Genomic DNA, 23,118 nt, shown 5'->3' with positions numbered 1-23,118 from the left:
ACGTTGTCGCAGCAGTAAGGCGGAACCGGGGTGACCGGGTTGTAACGATCCGGTCACCCCGCTGTCATACCTTCACTTTGTCAGGCTGCGACGGTGGAGGCCTCGTGTCGAGCCGGCACGGCGCGTCCCCGCGTGCGGACCGATCCGAGCGCACACAGCGCCAATCCGCCGGCCAACCAGCAGGCCAGTACGACGAGTGGTCTGGCCGCCCCGGCGCCGTCGAAGAAGCTCACCGACCGTAGCGCCGTACCCGCGGCTCCGGGCGGCAGCAACTGCCCGAGCGTGCTCCAGCCGTTCGGCAGCATCTCCGGTGCACTCGTCATCCCGGACAGCGGGTTGCCGAGCAGCATCATCGTCGCGCCGCCGAGCGCGAGTCCCGCCGTGCCGATCAGCCATTCGAGTCCGAGCAGCGTGACGCTGATCGCACCGATGGACATGGCGATCACGCCCGCGTTGCCGAGGTAGCTGCCCTCGAACGAGCCGAGCCAGAACTGCAGTACGGCGGCCAGCGCGAGCCCACCGGTGATCGCGAACGTGAGAGCGCCGATCACCCGCTTCACCCCGGGCTTCACCAACTGGGTCAGAGCGGCGGCCGCGATGATCCCGCCGAGCACGAGCGGCAGCGCACCCGCGGCCAGGCCGGCGCCCCGCGGATCGTCCTTCGGCAGCGGGACGATATCGGTGACCTTTGCCCGCGTATCCAGCTGACCGGCCAATTGCGTCAGGAGTTGCGCCACGACCGGTCCGCCCGCTGACGCCGTGAGCACCTCGGGTTGTGCCGAGTCCAGCACGATCGCGCCGTACACGTCCCGGTCCTCGATCCGCTGCACGGCCGTCTGCCGGTCCGGCACGGCGGTGATGTCGAAGCCGCCCGGCACCGCCTGGGCGAGCCGGCCCTTGACCTGCTCGACGGCCGGTGTCGGACCGGACACCGCGATCGGGACGTCCCGCGGCGCGGAGCGCGCGGACGGCCAGGCGAAGGCGATCAGGAACACCGTGAGGACCGCGGTCAACAGCACGATGACGGCGATCAGGGGCGGCCGGCGACGTTCGGCCGCGTGCGCCTCAGTGGTCATGGCGGGAACTCCTTCGACGAAGAAAACCGAATGTCCGTTCTTTATAGACTCCTCAGGGCTCGGCGACTTGTCAAGAACGGACATTCGTTTTATGTTGCGAGCGTGCCGAAGGTCACCGAGGAACACCGCCTGGCTCGCCGCGAGCAGATCGTCGCGGCGGCGCGCGTCTGCATGAACGCGCAGGGTTTCCACAAGACGACGATGGCCGACGTGATCCGCGAGTCCGAGCTGTCCGCGGGCGCCGTGTACGGCTACTTCAAGAGTAAGGAAGAGATCGTCGCGGCGATCGCCGAGGACGCGCTCAGCACGGTCGACGAGCTCTTCGAGAACCTGCTCGCCTCCGACGAGCCGCTCACTCCGCTGGCCGCACTGGAAGCCACCGTCGACCAAGTGGTCCGGGTCGCGGGTGCGCCCGCCGGCGATGTCACCCGGATCGCCGTCCAGGCCTGGGCCGAGGCCCTTCGGAACGAGGACATCCGCCAGATCGCGAAGGGCAAGTACTGCAAGCTCCGCAACCATTTCCTGGTGATCGCCCGCCGCGCGCAGGCCGACGGCACCCTCGACCCGGACGTCGATCCCGAGCACGTCGCGCAGGTCATGTTCAGCATGATCCCTGGCTTCGTCCTGCAGCGGCTGCTGATCGGCGACATCACTCCGGCGACCTACAAGGCCGGACTGCGCGCGCTGCTGCGTTCATAAAGGGCTCATAAGGGGCTCATAAGGCGCTCGTACGGGGTGGAGTTTCACCCACCCCGTCCGGTGGTCCAGCACCATGGGGCGGTACGCCGATGCTCCGTAGCGTCGACGGCATGAGAAAGCCGAAGCAGGAAGCAGTCGACGGGACCGGATACTCGGTCGTCCTGCAGGACGTACGACGGGTCTACGGCCGTGGCGGGAACACCGTCACCGCCCTCAACGGGATCTCGATGAAATTCGCCCCCGGCACCTTCACCGCGGTGATGGGTCCGTCGGGTTCGGGCAAGAGCACGTTCCTGCACTGTGCGGCCGGGCTCGACCGGCCGACGTCGGGCACGGTGCTGATCGACGGCCTGCCGCTGGCCGGGCTGAGCGAGCGCAAGCTGACCGAGCTCCGCCGCGAGCGGATCGGATTCGTGTTCCAGTCCTTCAATCTGCTGCCCGCACTGACCGTCCGGCAGAACGTCTGCCTGCCGCAGGAGCTCGACGGCCGGCGCGTGAACAAGGCCGCGGTCCGCCAGGTCCTGGAGCGCGTCGGCTTGTCTGACAAGCAGAGGAGTCGCCCGGGTGAGCTATCCGGCGGTCAGCAGCAGCGCGTGGCGATCGCCCGCGCACTCGTCGCCCGTCCGGCGGTCATCTTCGCCGACGAGCCGACCGGCGCACTGGACACGCAGACCGCGGCCGACGTACTCGAGCTGCTTCGCGAGCCCGTTCGCACGCAGGGACAGACGGTCGTGATGGTCACCCACGACCCGGTCGCGGCGTCGTACGCCGATCAGGTCGTCTTCCTGGCCGACGGCGTCCTCGCCGGCAGCCTGACCGCACCGACGGCCGAGCAGGTTGCCGACCGGATGACCCACCTCGGCGCACGGTCCAACCTGCAGGTGGTGGCAGGATGATGCGCCAAGCCATCCGCACCTTGCGGCACCGCAAGAGCGGATTCATCGCCACCTTCGTCGCGGTCGTCTTCGGTACGGCGATCGTGATGGCCTGCGGCGGCCTGCTGGAAACCGGCGTCCGCTCCAACGTCGAACCCCAGCGCCTGGCCGGCACCGCACTGGTTGTCACCGGCAAACAATCCCACCTCCGCCCCGGCGAGGAAGACGCCACTCCCCTGCCGGAACGCGTCGGCGTCCCGGTGGACGCACTGGCGAAAATCCGTTCCACAGAAGGCGTCTCCTCCGCCATCGGCGACTACACCTTCCCCACCGTCGGTCCATCGGTTGCCGAAGGCCACAACTGGTCCAGCGCCTCCTTGGCTCCCTACCACCTCAGCACCGGGCACGCACCACGTTCCGGTCAGGTCGTCGTTTCGTCGGGCCAGCCAGGCGATCACCTCACCCTCATCATCAACGGCGACCCGAAGACCTTCACCGTCAGCGGAATCGCCCCCACGGCGGCCGGCAACGCGTTCTTCTCCGACCACGACGCAGCCCAGCTGGTCCGTAACCCGGAGCGCTTCGCCGACGTCGGCGTACTGATTGCCCCGGGCACCAACCTCGACGACGTGAAGGACCGTCTGAAGGCGATCGACAGGAACCTCACGGTCCGCGGAGGTGTCGACCGCGGCCTGGCCGAACACCCCGACGCCGAGTCCCACAAAACAGCTCTCATCGCGGTCGCCGGCTCGTTCGGCGGCATCGCAACCATGACGATGATGTTCGTCGTCGCGTCGACCCTGGCCCTGGCCGCCCAGCACCGCGAGCGCGAGTTCGCGCTCCTCCGCGGCATCGGTACGACGCCTGGGCAGGTCCGCCGGATGATCCTCGGCGAAGCGCTCATGGTCTCGCTGCCGGCGGTAGCGGTAGGCGTCATCCCAGGCACCTTCCTGGGACGATTCCTCTTCGACCAGCTCAGCACCCACGGCGTCGCGTCCTCGGTGATCGAGTTCTCACAAGGCTGGATCCCCTTCGCGGCCGGCGCCGGTGCCGCCGTCCTCGCAGCGATCGGAGCGGGACTGATCGCGGCCCGGAAGTCCGCGAAGATCCGCCCGATCGAGGCGCTGGTCGAGGCCTCGCTCCAGCGGAAGTGGTTCAGCTGGATGCGGCTGCTCTTCGGTCTGCTGTTCCTCGGCGGTGGACTCGCGCTGCTGATCGTCACCGCCACGGTGATGACCGGACCGCTCGCTGCTTCGACTGCCGGTCCGTCGATCCTCTGCTGGGCAATCGGTGTCGCTTTACTCGGCCCCTTCTGGACAAAGGCCGTGCTGGCGTTCTGGCGGTGGCCGGTGCAGGCACTGACCCGGGTCAACGGTCGTCTCGCGATCCGTAATCTCTCCGCGCGATCGGTCGCGATGTCCGCCGCGGTGATGCCAGTGATGCTTGCCGTCGGCATCTCGACCGCCAACCTGTATATGCAGACCACACAGGTCCACGCGTCCTCCGAGGCCTTCACGCGGGATCTGCGCGCAGACGCGGTACTGGTCTCGGACGCCGGCCTGTCGCAGGCACTGCTCCAGCAGGTCCGCGCAATGCCGGGCGTTGCGAGCGCGTCGGCGTACGTCCGGAGCATCGGTGCGGTCGACGACCCGCGCAAGGCGCCGTTCGACGAGGACGGTGCGCCGGTGATCGGCGTGGACGCCCAGGGCGCGGACGGTACGGCCCCGGTCCGGCTCACGAACGGATCGCTCGCCGGGCTTACTGGTTCGACTGTCGCGATCCCGGACTACATGGCCACGAAGACCGGCCGCGGAGTGGGGTCCGAGATCACGATGACGTTGGGCGACGGGACCCCGGTGAAGCTGCGGGTGGTCGCGACGTTCGCGGCGGAGCGTGGGTACGAGACGATCATCATGCCCGCGTCGTTGGTCGCCGCTCACACCACGGACGGTCTGACCAAGCAGATCCTCGTGCGCGCCGCACCGGGTGCCGACGTACGACCGGGGCTGGCCAAGCTGGCAGCTGCGCATCCGACCGTCCAGGTCGCAGACCGCAGTACGTTGGTCGCCGCCAACGCCGAAGATCTGCAGACGCAGGCGTGGGTCAACTACATGCTCGTCGGAATGCTCATCGCGTACACCGCGGTCTCGGTCGTCAACACGCTGGTGTCGTCGACCCTGCGCCGGCGCCGGGAGTTCGCCCTGCAAAGGTTGACCGGATCGACCCGACTGCAGATCCTGCGGATGTTGTGGACCGAGAGCACTCTGGTCACCCTCGCCGGAGTCACGCTGGGCACCGCGGTAGCCCTCGCCTGCCTGCTCCCGTACTCCGCGAAGGTCTCGACCAGTGCGCTGCCCACCGGACCGCTGTGGATCTACGGAGTCATCGTCGCAGCCGCCACCATCCTCACCTTCGGCTCGACGCTGCTCCCGGCAACCACGACCCTGCGCCACGCCCCCACCCAACCGAGCTACAACGACTAAGAAGCTACGCCGGAGCTATCGGGCCGGCGTAGGCTCCGCGACCGGCTGGAGGGCGATCGTGGTGGCCTGGATGATGCCGGCGTTGGCGCGGATCCAAGCGGAGAGGACGACCTGGAGGTCTTCCAGGTCACGCTCCTCGAGGATCACGCCGGGGACCGGGACGCTGGCACCGAGCTCCGCGAGGACCGGGCGGAGATGATGGTCGGCGAGCAACTTGTGGCTCGGGGCCGCCGAGACGGTGACCGGTACGACGACCGCGCCGGCCAGCGCCCCGGGCCGCAGTACGTCGAGGAAGCTCTTCAGCAGGCCGGTGTAGCTGCCTTTGTAGACCGGGGTCGCGATCACGATCACCGAGGCCGACGACACCAGGTCGATGGCGTTCTCCAACGCCGGATGCTCCTTGGCGCGGTCACCTTCGAAGATCGCCGGCGCGAACGTCACCAGGTCGATCAGCTCGTCGATCCGGTACGGCGCACCGAGCTCGGAGGCCAGCAACTCCGCGACCGACGCCGCGGCGGCCGCCGTCCGCGAACCCGCGCGTGGATTGCCGACCACCGTGACCACGGACTGGGGCCAGACCGGCCCATCCTGTGACACGGCCTGGGGCGCGACCTGCGATTCGAACGCGACTGAGGGCATCTGACCCAACTCCTGAGGCATCGGCAGTGATACCTCGAGCGTAGTCAAAGTCGAGCGCGCTACTTGACTTTCTCAGGATCTGAACGCCCGCGCAGCTTCACGACCACGAACCACGCCACGGTGGCGACCGCACCGGCGATCACCAGCTTCTGGAACACCCCGACCGACGACTCGACCAGATGCCACCGCTCACCGAGCTGGTAACCGGCCAGGATCAGCAGCGAGTTCCACACCAGGCTCCCGGCTGCGGTCAGCGGCACGAACAGCGCAACCCGCATCCGCTCGACCCCGGCCGGCACCGAGATCAGGCTCCGCACGACCGGGACCAGCCGCCCGATCAGCACCGCCTTGGCACCGTGTCGCAGGAACCACTCCTCGGCCTTGTCAATATCGGCCACCTTCACCAATGGCAGCTTCCCGGCCATCGCGCGAGTGCGATCGCGGCCGAGCACCGCGCCCACGCCGTACAACGCGAGCGCGCCGACGACCGACCCCAGCGTGGTGAACACGATCGCGCTGATCAGGCCGAGATCACCCCGGGCCGCCGCGAAGCCGGCCAGCGGCAGGATCACCTCGCTCGGCAACGGCGGGAACAGATTCTCCAGCGCGACCGCCAGCCCCGCACCCGCCGGACCCATCCGCTCCATCAGATCGGTCGCCCACCCGGCCACTCCGCCGGTCGGCTCCTGCGTCGCCTGCAGCGCGGTCATCATCACCTGATTCGTCGTCGTCATCATGGGTGCGACGCTAGGTCCGCGGACATGCCCCACACACTGGAGCCACCCACCGTACAGACCGGGGGAAAACCCCGTTGTGCGAGCATTTGCCACCAATAGAAAGGGGTTTTGGATGACAGTCGAGCACGCCCCCCGGACCAGCACGTACCCGTCGCGCGAGGAGCTCGGCCGGGCCGCGGCCGGCGCCGCCGCCGAGCAGATCCGCAAGGCGATCGCGACCACCGGACGTGCGCGGATCATGCTCGCCGCCGCACCGAGCCAGGCCGCGACCTTGGCCGCGCTCGCCGTGGAGCCGGACCTCGACTGGAGCCGCGTCGAGTGCTTCCACATGGACGAGTACGTCGACCTGTCGCCGGACGCCCCGCAGTCGTTCCGGAACTGGCTGCACCGCAACTTCCTCGATCAGGTGCCTCAGGCAACATTCCACCCGCTGGCGCCCGAAGCAGGCCCGGACAGCTACGCGGAACTGATGGGCGACGAGCCGTTCGACCTCGTCCTGTTCGGCCTCGGTGTCAACGGCCACCTCGCCTTCAACGACCCGCCCGCCGACTTCGACGACCCACGCGCCGTGAAGGTCGTCGCGCTGGACGAAACCAGCCGCCGCCAACAGGTCGACGAAGGCAATTTCGCCGCGATGGACGACGTACCCACCCACGCCGTCACGGTGACGATCCCCCGCCTGCTCAACGCGCATGCGCTGATCGGATCGGTCCCCGGCTCAGTCAAGCGACAGGCCGTCCGCGACTCCCTCACGCAACCGATCAGCCCCGACTATCCCGGCACGGCGCTACGCACGCACGCCGACGTACAACTCTTCCTGGACACGGAATCATCTGACACCGGATCAGCCGACGCCGAGGTGTAGACCGCCGGAGGCGTCCACGACCTGCCCCGTGATCCACCGAGCCTGGGGTGAGGCAAGGAACGCGACCACCTCGGCGACATCCTCCCCCGTACCCAGCCGGCCGAGTGCGGTGTGACCGACGACCAACTCGGACAGCCCCGGAGTCTCGAAGATCGCGCCGTTCGCCTCGGTCCGTGTCGCGCCGGGCGCCACCGCATTCACCGTGATGCTTCGCCGGCCGAGCTCCTGTGCCAGCGTGCGCGTCATCGTCTCGACCGCGCCCTTGGTCATCGCGAACGAGGTCTGCGCCGGGTTGGCCATCCGGGTCGCGACCGACGAGACCGAAATGATCCGGCCGCCGTCGGCGAGCACCGGCAGCAGGCGCTGGATCAGGAAGTACGGCGCCCGTACGTTCACCGCCATCAACCGGTCGAACGCCTCCTCCGAGTCCGTTCCGATCGGACCGGCCGGCGGCGCCGCGGCGTTGTTCACCAACACCTCCAGCCGTCGGCCATCCAGTGCCGCAGTCAACTGCCTGACCACCGCGCCGGTATCACCCGGCACACCGAGCTCGGCCCCGATCACGAACCCACGACCGCCGATCCGCTCGAGCGTCTCCTCGGCCCCAGCCTTGTCCTGGTTGTAGTGCACCGCCACGGAGACCCCCGCGGCGGCCAACCGCTCCGCGATCGCCCGGCCGATGCCACGCGACGCGCCCGTCACCAGCGCGACCCTATCGCTCATGTTAGAAACTATCATATTGGTAGTATCTACCACATGAGCTTGAGGGACCGCCAGCGCGCCGACACCCGGCAACGCATCCAGCGACAGGCACTCCGCCTGTTCGCCGACCAGGGGTACGACGCGACGACGGTCAACGAGGTCGCCGACGCGGCCGGCGTCTCGGCGATGACGGTCTACCGGAACTTCCCCACCAAGGAAGACCTCGTCCTGTACGACGACTTCGACCAGCAGGCCGCGGCGTCGATCGCGGAACTCCCCTCGACCGGTTCCCTCACCGATCGCATCGGCCGCGCCGTACTGGCAACCATCGAGCGCGCGAACACGGACGTGCTCCTCGTCCGGCTCCGGCTGATGATCTCGACCCCCGCCCTCCAGGCCCGTCACCTCGACAGCCAGTTCCGCCTGCAGGAGGCGTTCGTGCAAGCGATCTGCGCCGACGAGCCGACCCTCGAGTACGCCGCCCGCGCGGCCGCGAGCGCCTGCCTGGGAATAACCCACACCGCCCTGCTCCGCTGGGCCGCCGACAACGGCGACGCCGACCTCCCGGACCTTTACCGCGAAGCCTTCACGGCCGTCTTCGGCCACGCACCCTGACACGCGTGAAAAGTGAGAGATCGGGTTATATTCCTGGTATGGCAACTACGTTCGAGGTGTTGGCGGAGCCTCGGCGGCGGGACATCCTCGATCTGTTGCGCGCCGGTGAGCGGCCCGTGGGCGAGCTTGTCGACGCGCTGTCCCTCAGCCAGCCTGCGGTGTCGAAGCATTTGAAGGTACTGCGCGACGCCGGGCTGGTGGAGGTCCGTCACGACGCCCAGCGCCGCTGGTACCGCCTCCGCCCGGCGCCACTGGCCGAGGTCGACGCCTGGCTGGCGCCGTACCGCGACCTGTGGCGCAACCGCCTCGACGCCCTCGAGGCACACCTCGACCAGATGGACTAGCCCGCGACCGGCGGGGTGCCCCGCGCTCACTGGAGGGCCTGGGGCTGATCGCTTCAGCGGGTCAGGTCAGTTCGGGCACGCGGAGATGGGCGAGAGCGAGCTCGAACTCGCCCACATCGACAACTTCGGCGCCTGCGTCCTTGGTGGTGGCGGAGCGCATCGAGGCGGCGGCTTCGCGGTTGTTGTCCATGGCCTCCAGACTGTCGTAGGACACCGAGGAAACACACCGGCCGGAGGCGCGGTCGATCAGCAAGCTGGCGCTGCAGAACCCGGCCAGGTCCTCCAGCCTCGGCAGTGCGGCCATCTTGTAGACGTCGATGGCACGCTCGAGGTTCGCAGGGTCGACCTTCATCCAGGTCGCGCGGACACAGGCACCCTCGGCGGAGCGGTGGTCACGGTGCAGTACGGCGATCTCCCACTCCTCCACCTTGGGACTGCCACTGCCCATCTGATCCGCCAGCCGGTCGCGGACGGGACGGAGCTCTTCGTCGGTGGCCCGCATCGCCTCCTCCGACTGCCAGGCGCTGGTGGCGATGCAACGGCCGGATTCCCGGTCGACCAGCATGGACAAGCCGATACAGCCGTCCAGCTCCAGGATCATGGGCATCACCTCGTCACGCAGCTGCGTGATGCCGGCGTCGATCGACTCCGGCCTGGCGTTGATCGTGGTGGAACGCGCGTACACGATCCACCCCCTTTGCCTCAGGGCGGCGCCCCGGTGACGCCACCGGTCGGACTCCACGTTGCTCCGCCCGAGCCACCGACGCAAGGGGCCAGTGATTGACTGTCCCGATGACGGAACTCGGGCGGGCGCGGGCCGCGCGCTGGTGGGTGCGGGGACGACGGATCGGGTCGATCGAGCGGGCGGGCGCGTTCATCGACGATGTCGGGTTCGCCTTGTTGTTTCCGGCACCGCGCGCCGTCGTACCGTCACTGTGGGAGGCGGTCGCCGGCGAGGACGAGGAGCCGTTCCGTTCGGGGATGGGGAAGAACGAGCAACGGGTCTGGACCTGGAAGGACGAACTGCCGCGCCGCGGCCTCGCCTGGTACGGCGCGTACCTCGGCGGGCGTGGAACGTTCCTGTCGCCGAACCTTCTCACCGCGCTCTACCCGGCCGCGGGCCACCCGGGTGACCACCAGTCGCTGGAGCTGTCGCCGGCCGCCCATGAGATCGCCGAAGCCATCGCCGACGAACCATTGCCGAGCGCAACGCTGCGAGCACTGATCGGCGATCGGAGCCGCTACCAGCGCGCGATCACCGAGCTCCAGCGCAATCTGCTGGTCACCACGGCCGGCGTCCACGAGAGCGGTTCCGGCTGGCCCGCGGCGCTGATCGCCTTGACCTGCGAGCAGTTCGAGGTCGGCGGCGGCACCGACCACGCACTCGCAACCGAGCAGTTCCTGGCCACGATGCTGCAGACCACGCCAGGCGAGCTCGGCCGCGCCTTCCGCTGGCCCGTTGCGCACGCACGAGCCCGCTTGGACGAGTTGGCCGAGAACGGCCGGGCGAGATCTGACGGCACCCGGTACTCGTTCAACCACCCCTGAGATGGAGCCGAGGGTCACTCGACCCCGGCCTAGTGCTCGGCTACGTCGAAGACGTTGCCTTCCGGGTCGGCCAGGGTGATCCAGTGGGTGCCGTACTCGGTGTGCTCGTCGACGCGCTTGGCGCCGAGCCCGACCAGGCGGTCGACCTCGGCGGCCCAGTCGGTGGCGGCAAGGTCGACGTGCAGGCGGTTCTTGCCGTTGCGCGGCTCGGGGACCTGCAGGAACATCAGCGTCGGCCCGTCCGCGGCGCGGTTCACGGTCGCGAAGAACTCGTTGCCATCAGCATCGACCTCGGTGGAGAGCACGCCGGCCCAGAAGGCCGCCAGGGTCGCCGCGTCGGAACAGTCGAAAGCGATGTTCTCAAGGGAAATAGACACGTTTCAGCCTTTCAGTGTTGGATTCTTTTCCCGCCCCACCGCCCCGGTCACAGGGATCCGCTGGATCGGCCAGCAGACTTCGGTTCGGTAGTCGGCCGGATCGGGCACGTCGCCCGGGCCGATGGGGTACAACTCACGGATCGGGCCGGGTGCGACCTCGCAGTACTCCGCGACGTGGCTTCCGAGCCCGCCGTACGTGCGGTCGAAGTCGGTCATCGGGCCCGCGTGGACGGCGATCGCGAAGTACCCGCCGGGCAGGTCGACGAGCTCCACCCCGTCGGCGGGCGCCTGGTCGGGCGCGACCGGGAGGAAGCTGACGACCTCCCCCACGTCGTCGGTGAAGAACTCGTCGCTGTACGTCGCTCCCGCGGTCGCGCGGATGTCGCCGGCCACCTCGTCCAGCCGGCCGAAGGCGAACTCGCACCACGGCCCGATCTCGTCGCGCACGACCTGACCACGGACGGCGTACGCACGGAACGACGGGATGAAGCGGTACTCGACGTCGAGCACGGGCTGCCCGGGCGTCAGCAGCTCGCGCAGTGACACGACCACGTCACGCGTGTGCTGAAGCTCCTGCTCCATCCGCTCGAGATGCGTCCGCAGCCGCTCCTCCCGCGCCGCTCCGTCATCGGCATCGACCACTGCCTGTACGTCGGCCAGCGGCATCCGCAGCTCGCGCAGCCGCCGGATCAACTGGGCCGTGTCGACCTGCGCAGTGCTGTACCGCCGGTAGCCCGACGAAGCGTCGACCGACACCGGGGCGAGGAGGCCGATCTCGTGGTAGTGGTGCAGGGTCTTCACGCTCAGATGCGTCAGGCGGGAAAACTCCCCCACCGTCACCGTCGCCGTCATGCCCCAAGCTTCCACCCTCCGGTAACCGGAGGGTCAAACCGGATCTCCAGGCCATCACAATCATCGGCCCGCGACGAGCGCACATCAACGCGCGCCGTCGCGGGCCGATTGTGATGGCCTGGAGATCCGCTATCCCCGGTAGCGGCCGATCACCTTGGTGAAGTCCCAGGGGTTTTGGGAGATGCCGGAGCAGCTGTCGGCGCTGCCGCCGGTGCAGGGGCGGTCGCGGTTCGCGGACCAGAAGGTGAACCGCGCCAGGTGGTGCTGCGACGCGTAGGACAGCATCGTCTCGAAGTCGGAGACGTTCACCCGCTCGGCGTTGTCGGTGATGCCGTTCATCGACGAGATGCCGATCTTCCGGTACGCCGCGTCGTCGCTCAGGCCGTACGCCGCCTTCACCTGGTTCTTCAGGCCCTCGGCCGCCTGCACCATCAGCGAGCCCATGTTGGTGGTGCCGCCGCCGAAGTCGAACGGCATGATCACCCAGCCGTCGAGGTTCAGCCCGGACGCCGCACCGCGCCGGATCAGGTCCTGACCGTTCCCGTCCGGACCGGACGTGGTCGTCCCGAAGGTCAGGTACGTCGTGATCCCGGGATTGTTCTGCTCGATGATCTTCAGCGCGTCGATCACCTTCTGCCGCGGACCAGCCTGAGCGATCTCCTGGTCCTCGATGTCGATGTCGATCGCCTTCAGCGACAGCGCGTTGATCACCTTCTGGTACGCCGCCGCGAGCTCGCTCGCCGACCCGCAGCTCTGACCGAGCTTGTTGCCCGACCAGCCGCCGATCGAGACCACGACGTCACCGCCGTTCGACCTGATCGTGTTGATCGCCTGCTGGTCCACGCCACCGGTCAGCGGACGCCCGCCGTCCCACTGCGGGTTGCAGTACCCGTTGGAGAGGATGAAGGCCATCGTGAACCACTTCACCCCGGACGCGTTCATCACGGTCGCCGGGTTCGGCGGGTCGCCCCAGCCTTCATACAGGTACGGCGCAGCCGCCATCGGCGCACCACCCGTCGGCGGAGGCCCGTCGTCGGCGGCCGGGGCATTCCACTTCTGGTTCGCCGCTCCTGTGCAGCTCCACAACTGCAGCGGCGTACCGTTCGCGGAGTTGTTGCCGGTGACATCGAGACACTTGTTCGCTTGCAGGTTCACGAGATCCCGGCCGGAGGTATACGTCCACTGCTGGGCGGCCGACCCGTTGCAGGTCCACAGCTGGACGCGAGCGCCGTTGGCCACCGAGCCGCCCGACACATCGAGACACTTGCCGAGGGCACGCACTGTGCCGTCGCTCGAACGGCTCCACTGCTGCGCGCCGGTTCCGTTGCAGTCGTACAGCTGGACCGGCGTACCGTCCGCACTGTTCGCAGCCGCCACGTCCACGCACTTACCGGCCAAGCCGGTGATCGCTCCGGTCGCCGCCTGCGCGGGCGTTGCCGTGATCAACAGACCGGAACCGAGCATCAGAGCCCCGGCTGCCGCCGCCACGCGCTTCATGACACGGTCCACTTCTGGTTCGCGGCACCGGTGCAGCTCCAAAGCTGCAGCGGCGTACCGTTCGCCGAGTTGTTGCCCGTGACATCGAGACACTTGTTCGCCTGTGGATTCACCAGATCTCTCCCGCTCGTGTAGGTCCATTGCTGGGCGGCGCTGCCGTTGCACGAATAGAGCTGCACCTTCGCCCCGTTGGCGACGGAGCCTGCGTTGACGTCGAGGCACTTGCCGAGGGCACGGATCGTCCCGTCACCGGGACGGTCCCACTGCTGTGCCGTCGTACCGTTGCAGTCGTACAGCTGCACCGCCGTACCGTCCGCGCTGTTCGCGCCGGCGACGTCCATGCACTTACCGGCCAGGCCGGTGATCTGACCGCCACCGCCACCGCCGCCACTTTGCGTGCCGGACCAGGTGAAGGTCGCCGAGGTCTTGGTCGGCAGCGTGTAGGTGAAGGACTGCGAGCCCCAGTTCACCCGCACCGACTGCGAACTACCGGTGGTGTTGAACGCGATCAGTGCCTTCGAACCGTCAGGGTTCTTCCAGGCCACGTTCTTCACCGAGCTGTTCGCGGTCGAGTCGATCCGCAGTGCGCCCGGCTTCACGAACTTGGTCAGGTGGCCCATCGTGTAGTACTCGACGGTCTTGGTGACCTGGCCGCGCAGGCTGTCGTTGCGGTGCACGGTGACGAGTCCGGTGCAGACATTGCAGCCGGCGCCGACGAACGGCAGGTGGTCCTCGTCCAGAGCGATACCCCACTTGACCCACGACTTGTCCCAGTTGCGGGTGTAGTCGATCAGGTTGTTCATGTCCTCGACCTGCTGGTTCGCGATCCAGGTGCCGCCCGAGTGCTCGGTCATGTACGCGTTCACGTTCGGGTACTGGTTGTGGATCTGCGTCTGCAGGTTCACGTCACCGCCGTACCCGTGCCAGGCGATACCGCCGAAGTTCGGATCGTTGCGCAGCGCCGCGTCCGCGATCGGGACCGAACCGAGGTCGTTGTAGTTGCCCCAGTTGTAGTCGAGGATCAGCACCTTGGTCGTCAACCCGGCGGCGTGCAGCGCAGGCATCAGGTTGTTCTTGGTGAACTCCAGCAACCCGGAGCCGTTCCAGTTCATCGACGCGTACCCGGTGCTGTCCGTGCCGCAACAGGTCGGCTCGTTCTGCACCGAGACGTAGTCGATGTGGTTGCCCTGGGCCTCGTTCTGCTGCAGGTACTTGACGAAGTACTGCGCGTACATCGGGTAGTACTGCGCCTTCAGCCAGCCGCGGTGGACGAAGTCGTTGTTGTCCTTCATCCAGGCCGGCGCACTCCACGGCGAGCCCATCACCTTGACGGCCGGGTTGAGCTGCCGGGCCTGCTTGGTCAGCGGTACGACGTCCGCCAGGTCGTGCTGGATGCTGAAGTCGTTCAGGTCGCAGCACGTGTCGTCGTAGGAGTAGTTGAACCGGGCGAGGTCGGAGGCGCCCATCGGGTTGCGGATGAAGGCCAGGCCGATCCCGTCGACGGGGTCGAACAGGTCCTTCATCACCTGATTGCGGGTCGTGGCCGAGATCGTGTTGCTGCTGTTCAGCAGCCAGGCGGAGCTGTCGGCGAACGACGCGCCGCCGCCTTCGAAGGACTGGTACGTCGTGTTCTCGTTGACCGTGATCGTCTGGTTGGCCGATCCGCCGGCCGGGCCGAAGCTGACCGGGGTCTGCTGCTGCAGACCGCGGGTGACGTTCTGGCCGGCGCTGTCGTTGGTGGTGGTCAGCCAGATGTTGACCTGCTCGCCGGCGGCCTGCGCCGGTGGAGCGGTGCCGATGCCGAGGCCGGCGGCGGCCGCGCAGAGCGCAGCGACCACGAGCGGCAGGAAGCGTTTCATGGGGCGGTTCTCCCTTTGTATAAAGGAGTTTGGGGCGGTGGAGTTGCCGGCGTCTGCCCGCGCCGCAACAGGTGGTCAGCAAGAGGTAACCATCCGTGCACACCGGTGTCAACGCCGAAACCGAGACTTTTTTCAGATCTTTTATTTAGTCCCGGGGTTGACCTGAGAGCGTTCTCACGGCACGCTGCGGTCCAATTCCTGCCCTCATTCAGACGCCCCCCGGAAATGAGGTACTCATGAAGCGTCCCCGCATGCTCGCGTTCCTCGCGATCGGTGCCGCACTGGCCGGCACCGCCCTCCTCCAGCCTGCTGCCACAGCGCATCAGCAGGCCGCCGCCGCAACCACGGCGACGGTCTGGGAGGACAACTTCGACGGACCATCCGGCCAAGCCCCCGATCCCAACAAGTGGCGTTACGACACCGGCGGCGGTGGCTGGGGCAACAGCGAACTCGAGTACTACACCAACAGCACTCGCAACTCCGCGCTCGACGGCAACGGCAATCTGGTCATCACCGCCCGCAAGGAGAGCGGCGGCTTCCAGTGCTGGTACGGCCCGTGCCAGTACACCTCGGCCCGGCTGCTCACCGCGCAGACCTTCACCCAGACGTACGGCCGGTTCGAGGCGCGGATCAAGATCCCCCGCGGCCAAGGACTCTGGCCGGCCTTCTGGATGCTCGGCGGCGGCAACTGGCCGAACGACGGCGAGATCGACATCATGGAGAACATCGGCAAGGAGCCGGCCACCGTCCACGGCACGATCCACGGACCGGGCTACTCCGGCGCCGGCGGTATCGGTGCCGCGTACAACCATCCGAACGGCTGGTCGTTCGCCGACGACTTCCACACCTTCACCGTCGACTGGGCACCGGACTCGATCACCTGGTACGTCGACGGCGTCCAGTACGAGCGCCGGACCCCGGCGGACCTGAACGGCAACACCTGGGTCTTCAACCACCCGTTCTTCATGATCATGAACGTCGCGGTGGGCGGCGGCTGGCCGGGCAACCCGGACGGCTCCACGGTGATGCCGCAGACCATGACCGTCGACTACGTCCGCGTCTCCACGCTCGGCAGCTCCGGCGGCGGCGGCTCGCAGATCACCGGCCTGGCCGGCAAGTGCCTGGATGTCGCCGGCGCGAACTCCGCAGACGGTACGACAGTCCAGCTGTACGACTGCAACGGCACGAACGCCCAGCAGTGGAGCCGCCCTGGTGACGGCACGATCCGGGCTCTGGGCAAATGCCTCGACGTCGCGAACGCCGGCGTTGCCGATGGCACCAGAGTCCAGCTGGCAACGTGTAACGGCAATGCGGCCCAGCAATGGACCTACACAGGCGGGCACGACCTGGTGAATCCACACGCGAACAAGTGCCTCGATGTCACCGGCAACAACTCCGCCAACTCGACACCGACGCAGATCTGGACCTGCACCGGCGGAGCAAACCAGAAGTGGACCGTCTAACCCCAACCTTGCGTCCCCGGGGTCTGGTGGGTATACCCACCAGACCCGGGGTTGGCCAACCGGATTCCGGTTGGCCAACCCACCTTCTCGTGGGTATACCCACCAGACGGTCAGCGCCGGTTGGGTAGCGCGCCGCCGTCGCGCAGCAAACGCACCACGGGAAGGGTCGCGGCGCCGAGTGCTACGGCGTCGCGGCCCAGCTCGCACAGCACGATGGACACCTGAGCGTACGGCCGCCGGAGAGCGTGCTTGCCCACCTCGGCGCGCAGTTCGTCCAAGTGCTTCTCACCGAGCGCCAGACCGGCCCAGCCGCCGAGCACGATCCGTTCGGGGTTCACGAGGTTGACCAGGTTCGCGAATCCCGCGGCCAGGTAGCCGATCGTGTCCGCGATGATGGTTGCCGCCGGCTCCGAAGTCGACGAGAGCAGCGCGACGAAGGCGGTCTCCTCGTCCCCCTCGACCAGCCCACCGGCCTCGCGATACCGATCGAGAACGCCTTCCGCGCCGACATAGGCCTCGAGGCAACCGAGCGCGCCGCAGCGGCATTGGCGGCCGCCGTACACGATGGTCATGTGGCCCCACTCGCCTGCACTGCTGCGGGTGCCGCGGTAGCTGGATCCACCGGCGACAAGGGCGGAGCCGACACCGGAGCCGACCAGCGCCACGACCGCATCGGTCGCTCCGCGGCCCGCGCCGAAGTACATCTCGGCCTGGCCGAGCATGTTCGCACCGTTGTCGACGTGCACCGGAATATCGGTGCCCTCAGCAAGCATCTCGGCGAGCGGAACAGCTTCCCAGCCGAGCGTCTGCGCGTCGACGACCGCGTTGTCCTCGACCACACCGGCGACCGCGACACCCAGCCCGAGCACCTGCTGGGGCTGCACGCCGGATGCCGTGATGACGCTCGAAAGCCCTTCCAGTACGTGCTTCACGACCTCTGCCGGGGTTGGCGCGCTGGTCGGATGGTCGGCGCGGGCGAGCACGTTCATCGCCAGGTCGAACAGCTCCACCCGGACGCGCGTCTCGCCGACCTCGGCGCCTACGACGTACCGGAACGTCGGCGCGACCCGCAACAAAACGCGTGGCCGCCCGCCCTCGGACTCGACCGAGCCGGCCTCCTCGACCACGCCCTCGGCGATCAGCTCCGCGACCAGGTTGCTCACGCTCGCGGCGCTGAGCGAGGTCCGCACGGTCAGCTCCTGGCGGCTCAGCGGACCCTCGCGGTAGATGCTGGTGAGGATCACCGAGCGGTTGGACCGGCGCATGTCACGCACCGTGGTCCGGCGTACTTCCATCCTTACCTCACCCTGCCCGGCCCCGGGCGGGCCATTCGGTCCGAGTCCATCATGCCGCCCCGGCGCACGGAAGAGCTCCCTTCTTCCAGGTCGTGAACTAAGACTCGATTCGTTACCGCTCCGTGATTGACGGTGACTTGCGGTCTCCGCTTTGATCTACGGAACCGCTTCCGAAACCGGTTCCGACCGGAAATCCGCCCAGCACCCCCGACCGCCCGAGGGGAGATTCAGCGTGTCCATCACCATCGCCGATGTCGCGGCCCGCGCCGGTGTCAGCAAGACCACCGTGTCGCGTGTCCTCAACGGCAAGGGCGAGCTGGACCTGCGGACGGCCGAGCGGGTCCGGCAGGTGATCGAGGAGCTCGGGTACGTGCCGAGCGCCCGTGCCGTCGGCCTGGCCCGCGGCCGGACCCGGATCGTCGGAATGCTGGTCCCGTCGCTCACCTGGCCCTGGATGGGCGAGGTGCTGCAGGGCGCGGTCGACGTGGTCGAGAGCGAGGGGTACGGCCTGCTGCTGTTCACCTTCAACCGGGGTGCGGAATCCATGCAGCAGTTCGCCTCCCAGGTCTCGTCGCAGTCGTTCGACGGCCTGCTGGTGATCGAGCCCGAGGGCACACTCACCTTCATCGAGCAACTCCATGCGCGTGGTCTGCCGGTGGTCCTGATCGACGACCGCGACAAGCGCCCGCAGTTCCCGTCCGTCGCCACTACGAACTACGCCGGCGGCGAGTCCGCCGCCCGGCACCTGCTGGAGCTCGGTCGCCGCCGGCCACTGGTGATCACCGGCGTCGAGCGCTTCGGCTGCACCCACGAACGCCTGGACGGCTTCCGCGACACCTACGCGGCCGCCGGTACCGAGCTCGACCCGAGACTCGTGTTCGAAGGCGATTTCACCCATGAGAGCGGACGCCGCGGCGTCCAGTACGCACTGGACGAACGACTCGACTTCGACGCGGTCTTCGCGCACAACGACCTGTCCGCCGGTGGCGCCATCCAGGCCGTCCGGGAGACCGGGCGGAACGTGCCGAACGACGTGTCGGTGGTCGGGTTCGACGACATCCCGTACGCCGAACACACCGAGCCGCCGCTGACCACGGTGCATCAGCCGATGCGCCAGATGGGTCAGGCCGCGGCCCGGATGCTGATGGGGTACTTCGGCGGTACGCCGCTGCCGGATACCCCGCACGTGCTGCCGACGACACTGATCGTCCGCAGCTCAACCGCCCCGAAGGTCACATCAAGGACCAGACCCGCCCCGAAACACCGGTCCCACTGAAAGCTCCGGCGGCGGGGCAGCTGCCCCTGTTCCGCCGCCGGCGTACTCCCCCGATATCTATCCGTTAAGGCGTCCGCTCTTCCCATGAGAGCGTTCTCACGCCACGATGCACCTGCTCACGCGGCTCAGGCGTGAGCATCCGCCAACAGATACACAGGAGGAACCGATGCGAGCACGACGTACCGTCGCGCTGGCCCTCACGGGCCTGCTCGCGGCAGCCACGCTGGCTGCCTGCAGTAACGGGGACGGGAAGACCGAGAACAGCGGGTCGAGCAGCGGCGCGACCGTACTGAACATCGGCATGCCGAACGGGCCGCAGACCGAGAACCACAACCCGTTCCTCGGCTCCTCCGCCGGCGCCTCCTTGGGCTACCGCTGGATGATCTTCGAGCCGCTGGTGATGATCAACGGGATCAAGCCGACCGAGCCGGGCAAGCCGTGGCTGGCGACCGAGTGGAAGTGGGACGCCAACTACACCAAGCTCTCGCTGACCATCCGGGACGGCGTGAAGTTCTCCGACGGCCAGCCGATGACCGCCGACGACGTCGCGTACTCGTTCGAGCTGCGGAAGAAGTACGACGGCCTGAACCAGGACGCGATCCCGTACGGCACGATCACCGCCTCCGGCAACAAGGTGGACCTGACCTTCACCCGGTCGCAGTTCACCAACCAGAACAAGATCCTGACTGTCTTCGTGGTCCCGAAGCACCAGTGGTCCACGCTCAAGGACCCGACCCAGGACACGCTGAAGAACCCGATCGGCACCGGCCCGTACACGGTCAAGTCGTTCACCCCGCAGACCACCACGCTGACGCTGCGCGACTCGTACTGGCAGGACCTGCCGAAGGTCAAGGAGCTGCGGTACACGTCGTACAACGACAACAACGCGCAGACCACCGCGCTGGCCAACGGCTCGTCGGAGTGGAGCTTCGTCTTCGTCCCGAACGTGAAGGCCGTCTACCAGGACAAGGACCCGAAGAACCACAAGCTCTGGTTCCCGGCGAACCTCGGTATCCACGGTCTGTGGATCAACACCACCAAGAAGCCGTTCGACAACCCGGCCCTGCGGCGCGCGATGAACCTGGTGATCAACCGCGACGACATCTTCAACCAGGGCGAGGCCGGGTACTTCTACCCGAAGGTCGAGTCGATCACCGGGATCCCGACACCGGCCGGTGACTCGTTCATCGCTCCGGAGTACAAGGACAAGAAGCACGCGGTCGATGTCGACGGCGCGAAGAAGGAGCTCACCGACGCGGGCTTCAAGCTCGAGGGCGACGTGCTGAAGGACCCGACCGGCAAGCCGGTGACGATCACGCTGACCGACCCGGCCGGCTGGTCCGACTACATCACCGACCTGGAGATCATCAAGGACAACCTGTCCACGATCGGCATCAAGGCGACGGTCGACAAGGCCAACCAGGACGCGTGGTTCAAGAACATCGACGAGGGCAACTTCGACGCCGCGATGCACTGGACCAACGGCGGCGCGACGCCGTTCGACATCTACCAGAACATCATGGACGGCAAGATCCTGAAGCCGGTCGGCAAGGGCGGCGTGAGCGGCAACTACGGCCGGTTCAACAGCCCGGAGGCGACCAAGGCGCTGGACCAGTACGCCAACGCCGCGGACGACGCGACCCGGACCACCGCGCTGAACACGCTGCAGAAGATCATGGTCGAGCAGATGCCGATCATCCCCACCTCGGCGTCCAACGTCGGCGGTCTCTACAGCACGAAGAACTGGGTCGGCTGGCCCGACGAGCAGAACCAGTACGGGCCGGCGCAGCCGACCCAGCAGAACGCTCTGCAGATCATCCTCAACCTGAAGCCCGCCGGCAGCCAGTGACTCACGGACCGCGGCGCCGGCTCCGGCCGGCGCCGCGGTTCCCCTGAGGGGAGACTTATGACGGTCACGGAGACCGAGGTTGTTCTGGAGGCCGAGGGCCTCACCAAGCACTTCCCGGTACGCCGGCGCGTCCGCGACCTGCTGTCCCGCGAGCACAAGGTCGTGCACGCGGTCGACGACATCAAGCTCACGCTCCGCCGGGGCCGGGTGACCGCGCTGGTCGGCGAGTCCGGATCGGGGAAGTCGACGGTCGCGCGGCTGATGGCCCAGTTGTACGGGCGCACGGCCGGCGACATCCGGCTGCACGGCGAGACCGTAACGGTGCGCGGCGGCCGCAAGTTCCGGGCGTACGCGCGCCGCGTCCAGATGATTTTCCAGGACCCGTTCGCCTCGCTGAACCCGACGCACACCGTGCGGTACCACCTGACCCGGTCGCTGCGCATTCACGGTCGCGAGGGCGACCTTGAGCAGAACCTGCGCAACCTGCTGGAGCAGGTGCAACTGACGCCCCCGGAGCGCTACCTCGACAAGTTCCCGCACGAGCTGTCCGGTGGCCAGCGGCAACGGGTTTCGATCGCCCGGGCGCTCGGCGCCGATCCCGAGGCGCTGCTCGCGGACGAGCCCGTCTCGATGCTCGACGTGTCGATCCGACTCGGCGTACTGAACCTGCTGCGCGATCTGAAGGAACGGCTCAACCTCGCGATCCTCTACATCACCCACGACATCGCGTCGGCGCGCTACTTCGCCGACGAGACCTTGGTGATGTACGCCGGCCGCCTGGTCGAGGGCGGCGAATCGGAAACTGTCACGCAGAACCCGGCGCATCCGTACACGCAACTGCTGATCGACAGCGCGCCTGACCCCGACCGACTCGGTGAGCTCAGTACGCCGGAGGACCAGGCCGGCGGCGAACCACCCAGCCTGATCGCACCGCCGACCGGCTGCCGGTTCCACCCGCGCTGCGTGCACGCGATGGCGAAGTGTTCGACCGAGCTGCCACCCCGCTTCGACCTGCCCGTGCCAGGCCATTGGGCCGCGTGCTGGCTCTACGAGGCCAATCCTGATCGGACGGAGGGGGCTGCTCGATGAAGTTCCTTCTGCAACGGCTGGCGTTCTACGTCTTCACGGCATGGGCCGCGCTGACGATCAACTTCTTCATCCCGCGCCTGATCCCGGGCGACCCGGTCACCTCGCTGATCAACAAGTTCCAGGGCCAGATGAGCACCGAGGCGATCAACTCGCTGTACGTGCTGTTCGGCCTGGACAAGAACGCGTCGCTCTGGAGTCAGTACGTCGACTACTGGGGCCAGGTGTTCCACGGGGACCTCGGGTTGTCGTTCACGTTCTTCCCGACTCCGGTCGCGGACATCCTCAAGCAGAGCCTGCCGTGGACGATCGCGCTGGTCGGCATCACGACGTTCGCCAGCTTCATGATCGGTACGTCGCTCGGCGTCGTCGCCGGCTGGCGTCGGGGTTCGATCATGGACGGCTTGTTGCCGGTGACAACCTTCCTGTCGTCGATCCCGTACTTCTGGCTCGGTCTGCTGGCGATCACGCTGCTGGCCGGTCCGGACAGCTTCTTCCCGTCGTCCGGCGGGTACGAGCCCGGCCTGGTGCCCGGCTGGACCGGGTCGTTCATCGGCAGTGCGATCCAGCACAGTCTGCTGCCGGCGCTGACGATCCTGATCTCGTCGGTCAGCGGCTGGATCCTGACCATGCGGAACATGATGGTGACGGTGGCGTCGGAGGACTACATCACCGTCGCGCACGCGAAGGGTCTGTCCGAGCGACGGGTGATGGTCAGCTACGCCGCCCGCAACGCCCTGCTGCCGAACGTGTCCGGCTTCGCGCTGTCGCTCGGCTTCATCGTCGGTGGCACGCTGCTGGTCGAGATCGTCTTCTCCTACCCGGGCATCGGCTACAACCTGTTCCAGGCGGTCGGCGCCAAGGACTATCCGCTGATGCAGGGCGTCTTCCTGGTGATCACGCTCTCGGTCCTCGTGGCCAACCTGCTGGCCGATGTCGCGTACCTGCTCCTCGACCCGCGTACCCGGAAGGAGGGCTGAC

The 23,118-nt window shown here is 67.6% G+C and carries 22 protein-coding genes; 12 read left to right on the top strand and 10 right to left on the bottom strand.

Annotated features, from left to right (window positions below):
* Positions 1 to 80 precede the first annotated feature (80 nt).
* On the bottom strand, positions 81 to 1,076 hold the full coding sequence (locus tag EV653_RS33445; protein WP_134108905.1) for a hypothetical protein: 996 nt from the start codon (positions 1,074 to 1,076) through the stop codon (positions 81 to 83).
* 102 nt (positions 1,077 to 1,178) lie between these two features.
* Between EV653_RS33445 and EV653_RS33440 the strand changes: the two genes are divergently transcribed.
* The 3 genes from EV653_RS33440 to EV653_RS33430 all read left to right on the top strand — a co-directional run bounded on the left by EV653_RS33440 (position 1,179) and on the right by EV653_RS33430 (position 5,133).
* The gene (locus EV653_RS33440) at positions 1,179 to 1,775 is read left to right on the top strand and encodes a TetR/AcrR family transcriptional regulator (RefSeq protein ID WP_134108903.1); all 597 of its coding nucleotides are present in this window, start codon (positions 1,179 to 1,181) and stop codon (positions 1,773 to 1,775) included.
* A 110-nt stretch (positions 1,776 to 1,885) separates the two neighbouring features.
* Positions 1,886 to 2,671, top strand: a complete 786-nt coding sequence (locus tag EV653_RS33435; protein ID WP_134108900.1) for an ABC transporter ATP-binding protein — start codon at positions 1,886 to 1,888, stop codon at positions 2,669 to 2,671.
* Positions 2,668 to 5,133, top strand: coding sequence for an ABC transporter permease (locus tag EV653_RS33430; RefSeq protein WP_238160598.1), 2,466 nt, complete (start codon positions 2,668 to 2,670; stop codon positions 5,131 to 5,133). Before EV653_RS33435 ends, EV653_RS33430 begins: the two co-directional genes overlap by 4 nt.
* Before the next feature lie 15 nt (positions 5,134 to 5,148).
* Here the strand turns inward: EV653_RS33430 and EV653_RS33425 are convergent, their stop codons facing one another.
* Positions 5,149 to 5,772: an NADPH-dependent FMN reductase gene (locus EV653_RS33425; protein ID WP_134108898.1), complete on the bottom strand. Its 624-nt coding sequence runs from the start codon at positions 5,770 to 5,772 to the stop codon at positions 5,149 to 5,151.
* Between the two features lie 59 nt (positions 5,773 to 5,831).
* The gene (locus EV653_RS33420) at positions 5,832 to 6,509 is read right to left on the bottom strand and encodes a DedA family protein (RefSeq protein WP_238160597.1); all 678 of its coding nucleotides are present in this window, start codon (positions 6,507 to 6,509) and stop codon (positions 5,832 to 5,834) included.
* 112 nt (positions 6,510 to 6,621) lie between these two features.
* Between EV653_RS33420 and EV653_RS33415 the strand changes: the two genes are divergently transcribed.
* Positions 6,622 to 7,374, top strand: a complete 753-nt coding sequence (locus EV653_RS33415) for a 6-phosphogluconolactonase (RefSeq protein ID WP_134108895.1) — start codon at positions 6,622 to 6,624, stop codon at positions 7,372 to 7,374.
* On the opposite strand, the gene EV653_RS33410 is transcribed toward EV653_RS33415, so the two are convergent.
* Entirely contained in the window at positions 7,354 to 8,097 is a 744-nt protein-coding gene (locus EV653_RS33410) for an SDR family NAD(P)-dependent oxidoreductase (protein WP_202871938.1), read from the bottom strand. The genes EV653_RS33415 and EV653_RS33410 overlap by 21 nt on opposite strands.
* Positions 8,098 to 8,130: 33 nt before the next feature.
* On the opposite strand from EV653_RS33410, the gene EV653_RS33405 reads away from it, so the two are divergent.
* Both EV653_RS33405 and EV653_RS33400 read left to right on the top strand, forming a co-directional pair.
* On the top strand, positions 8,131 to 8,691 hold the full coding sequence (locus tag EV653_RS33405) for a TetR/AcrR family transcriptional regulator (protein WP_134108891.1): 561 nt from the start codon (positions 8,131 to 8,133) through the stop codon (positions 8,689 to 8,691).
* A gap of 38 nt (positions 8,692 to 8,729) precedes the next feature.
* Complete coding sequence (locus EV653_RS33400; protein ID WP_134108889.1) at positions 8,730 to 9,035, top strand: ArsR/SmtB family transcription factor; 306 nt, start codon at positions 8,730 to 8,732, stop codon at positions 9,033 to 9,035.
* Between the two features lie 61 nt (positions 9,036 to 9,096).
* On the opposite strand, the gene EV653_RS33395 is transcribed toward EV653_RS33400, so the two are convergent.
* A complete protein-coding gene (locus tag EV653_RS33395; protein ID WP_134108887.1) occupies positions 9,097 to 9,720 on the bottom strand; it encodes an antibiotic biosynthesis monooxygenase in 624 nt (207 codons plus the stop codon).
* 107 nt (positions 9,721 to 9,827) lie between these two features.
* Here EV653_RS33395 and EV653_RS33390 point away from each other — a divergent pair, with 107 nt between their 5' ends.
* Positions 9,828 to 10,583: an AlkZ-related protein gene (locus tag EV653_RS33390; protein ID WP_134108885.1), complete on the top strand. Its 756-nt coding sequence runs from the start codon at positions 9,828 to 9,830 to the stop codon at positions 10,581 to 10,583.
* Between the two features lie 29 nt (positions 10,584 to 10,612).
* Here the strand turns inward: EV653_RS33390 and EV653_RS33385 are convergent, their stop codons facing one another.
* The 4 genes from EV653_RS33385 to EV653_RS33370 form a co-directional block, all read right to left on the bottom strand.
* Complete coding sequence (locus EV653_RS33385; protein WP_134108883.1) at positions 10,613 to 10,960, bottom strand: VOC family protein; 348 nt, start codon at positions 10,958 to 10,960, stop codon at positions 10,613 to 10,615.
* Between the two features lie 3 nt (positions 10,961 to 10,963).
* A complete protein-coding gene (locus tag EV653_RS33380; RefSeq protein ID WP_134108881.1) occupies positions 10,964 to 11,812 on the bottom strand; it encodes a MerR family transcriptional regulator in 849 nt (282 codons plus the stop codon).
* A gap of 129 nt (positions 11,813 to 11,941) precedes the next feature.
* Positions 11,942 to 13,309 (bottom strand): chitinase, encoded by a 1,368-nt coding sequence (locus tag EV653_RS42365; protein ID WP_134108879.1) that lies wholly within the window; start codon positions 13,307 to 13,309, stop codon positions 11,942 to 11,944.
* The gene (locus tag EV653_RS33370) at positions 13,306 to 15,168 is read right to left on the bottom strand and encodes a ricin-type beta-trefoil lectin domain protein (protein ID WP_134108876.1); all 1,863 of its coding nucleotides are present in this window, start codon (positions 15,166 to 15,168) and stop codon (positions 13,306 to 13,308) included. Before EV653_RS33370 ends, EV653_RS42365 begins: the two co-directional genes overlap by 4 nt.
* Positions 15,169 to 15,404: 236 nt before the next feature.
* Between EV653_RS33370 and EV653_RS33365 the strand changes: the two genes are divergently transcribed.
* Positions 15,405 to 16,631: a glycoside hydrolase family 16 protein gene (locus EV653_RS33365; protein ID WP_134108874.1), complete on the top strand. Its 1,227-nt coding sequence runs from the start codon at positions 15,405 to 15,407 to the stop codon at positions 16,629 to 16,631.
* Positions 16,632 to 16,741: 110 nt separating this feature from the next.
* Here the strand turns inward: EV653_RS33365 and EV653_RS33360 are convergent, their stop codons facing one another.
* Positions 16,742 to 17,926 (bottom strand): ROK family transcriptional regulator, encoded by a 1,185-nt coding sequence (locus tag EV653_RS33360; RefSeq protein WP_134108872.1) that lies wholly within the window; start codon positions 17,924 to 17,926, stop codon positions 16,742 to 16,744.
* A gap of 232 nt (positions 17,927 to 18,158) precedes the next feature.
* Here EV653_RS33360 and EV653_RS33355 point away from each other — a divergent pair, with 232 nt between their 5' ends.
* From EV653_RS33355 to EV653_RS33340, 4 genes are all read left to right on the top strand, one after another.
* A complete protein-coding gene (locus EV653_RS33355; RefSeq protein ID WP_134108870.1) occupies positions 18,159 to 19,202 on the top strand; it encodes a LacI family DNA-binding transcriptional regulator in 1,044 nt (347 codons plus the stop codon).
* Between the two features lie 166 nt (positions 19,203 to 19,368).
* Positions 19,369 to 21,051: an ABC transporter substrate-binding protein gene (locus EV653_RS33350; protein WP_134108868.1), complete on the top strand. Its 1,683-nt coding sequence runs from the start codon at positions 19,369 to 19,371 to the stop codon at positions 21,049 to 21,051.
* Between the two features lie 57 nt (positions 21,052 to 21,108).
* Positions 21,109 to 22,140: an ABC transporter ATP-binding protein gene (locus EV653_RS33345; protein ID WP_134108866.1), complete on the top strand. Its 1,032-nt coding sequence runs from the start codon at positions 21,109 to 21,111 to the stop codon at positions 22,138 to 22,140.
* Positions 22,137 to 23,117, top strand: a complete 981-nt coding sequence (locus EV653_RS33340; RefSeq protein ID WP_134108864.1) for an ABC transporter permease — start codon at positions 22,137 to 22,139, stop codon at positions 23,115 to 23,117. Before EV653_RS33345 ends, EV653_RS33340 begins: the two co-directional genes overlap by 4 nt.
* The last annotated feature ends 1 nt before the right edge of the window (position 23,118 follow it).

The organism is Kribbella pratensis (genome assembly GCF_004365355.1).
Lineage (GTDB): Bacteria > Actinomycetota > Actinomycetes > Propionibacteriales > Kribbellaceae > Kribbella.
This window is presented reverse-complemented; position numbering and strand designations above follow the sequence as displayed.

Excerpts from the sequence above, each read along its gene's own strand:
- EV653_RS33410 (WP_202871938.1), bottom strand. The coding sequence starts at position 8,097 with ATGAGCGATAGGGTCGCGCTGGTGACGGGCGCGTCGCGTGGCATCGGC.
- EV653_RS33425 (WP_134108898.1), bottom strand. The coding sequence starts at position 5,772 with ATGCCCTCAGTCGCGTTCGAATCGCAGGTCGCGCCCCAGGCCGTGTCA.
- EV653_RS33345 (WP_134108866.1), top strand. The coding sequence starts at position 21,109 with ATGACGGTCACGGAGACCGAGGTTGTTCTGGAGGCCGAGGGCCTCACC.
- EV653_RS33405 (WP_134108891.1), top strand. The coding sequence starts at position 8,131 with ATGAGCTTGAGGGACCGCCAGCGCGCCGACACCCGGCAACGCATCCAG.
- EV653_RS33365 (WP_134108874.1), top strand. The coding sequence starts at position 15,405 with ATGAAGCGTCCCCGCATGCTCGCGTTCCTCGCGATCGGTGCCGCACTG.
- EV653_RS42365 (WP_134108879.1), bottom strand. The coding sequence starts at position 13,309 with ATGAAGCGCGTGGCGGCGGCAGCCGGGGCTCTGATGCTCGGTTCCGGT.
- EV653_RS33390 (WP_134108885.1), top strand. The coding sequence starts at position 9,828 with ATGACGGAACTCGGGCGGGCGCGGGCCGCGCGCTGGTGGGTGCGGGGA.
- EV653_RS33370 (WP_134108876.1), bottom strand. The coding sequence starts at position 15,168 with ATGAAACGCTTCCTGCCGCTCGTGGTCGCTGCGCTCTGCGCGGCCGCC.
- EV653_RS33340 (WP_134108864.1), top strand. The coding sequence starts at position 22,137 with ATGAAGTTCCTTCTGCAACGGCTGGCGTTCTACGTCTTCACGGCATGG.
- EV653_RS33360 (WP_134108872.1), bottom strand. The coding sequence starts at position 17,926 with ATGGAAGTACGCCGGACCACGGTGCGTGACATGCGCCGGTCCAACCGC.
- EV653_RS33430 (WP_238160598.1), top strand. The coding sequence starts at position 2,668 with ATGATGCGCCAAGCCATCCGCACCTTGCGGCACCGCAAGAGCGGATTC.
- EV653_RS33445 (WP_134108905.1), bottom strand. The coding sequence starts at position 1,076 with ATGACCACTGAGGCGCACGCGGCCGAACGTCGCCGGCCGCCCCTGATC.
- EV653_RS33415 (WP_134108895.1), top strand. The coding sequence starts at position 6,622 with ATGACAGTCGAGCACGCCCCCCGGACCAGCACGTACCCGTCGCGCGAG.
- EV653_RS33380 (WP_134108881.1), bottom strand. The coding sequence starts at position 11,812 with ATGACGGCGACGGTGACGGTGGGGGAGTTTTCCCGCCTGACGCATCTG.
- EV653_RS33420 (WP_238160597.1), bottom strand. The coding sequence starts at position 6,509 with ATGATGACGACGACGAATCAGGTGATGATGACCGCGCTGCAGGCGACG.
- EV653_RS33400 (WP_134108889.1), top strand. The coding sequence starts at position 8,730 with ATGGCAACTACGTTCGAGGTGTTGGCGGAGCCTCGGCGGCGGGACATC.
- EV653_RS33435 (WP_134108900.1), top strand. The coding sequence starts at position 1,886 with ATGAGAAAGCCGAAGCAGGAAGCAGTCGACGGGACCGGATACTCGGTC.
- EV653_RS33350 (WP_134108868.1), top strand. The coding sequence starts at position 19,369 with ATGCGAGCACGACGTACCGTCGCGCTGGCCCTCACGGGCCTGCTCGCG.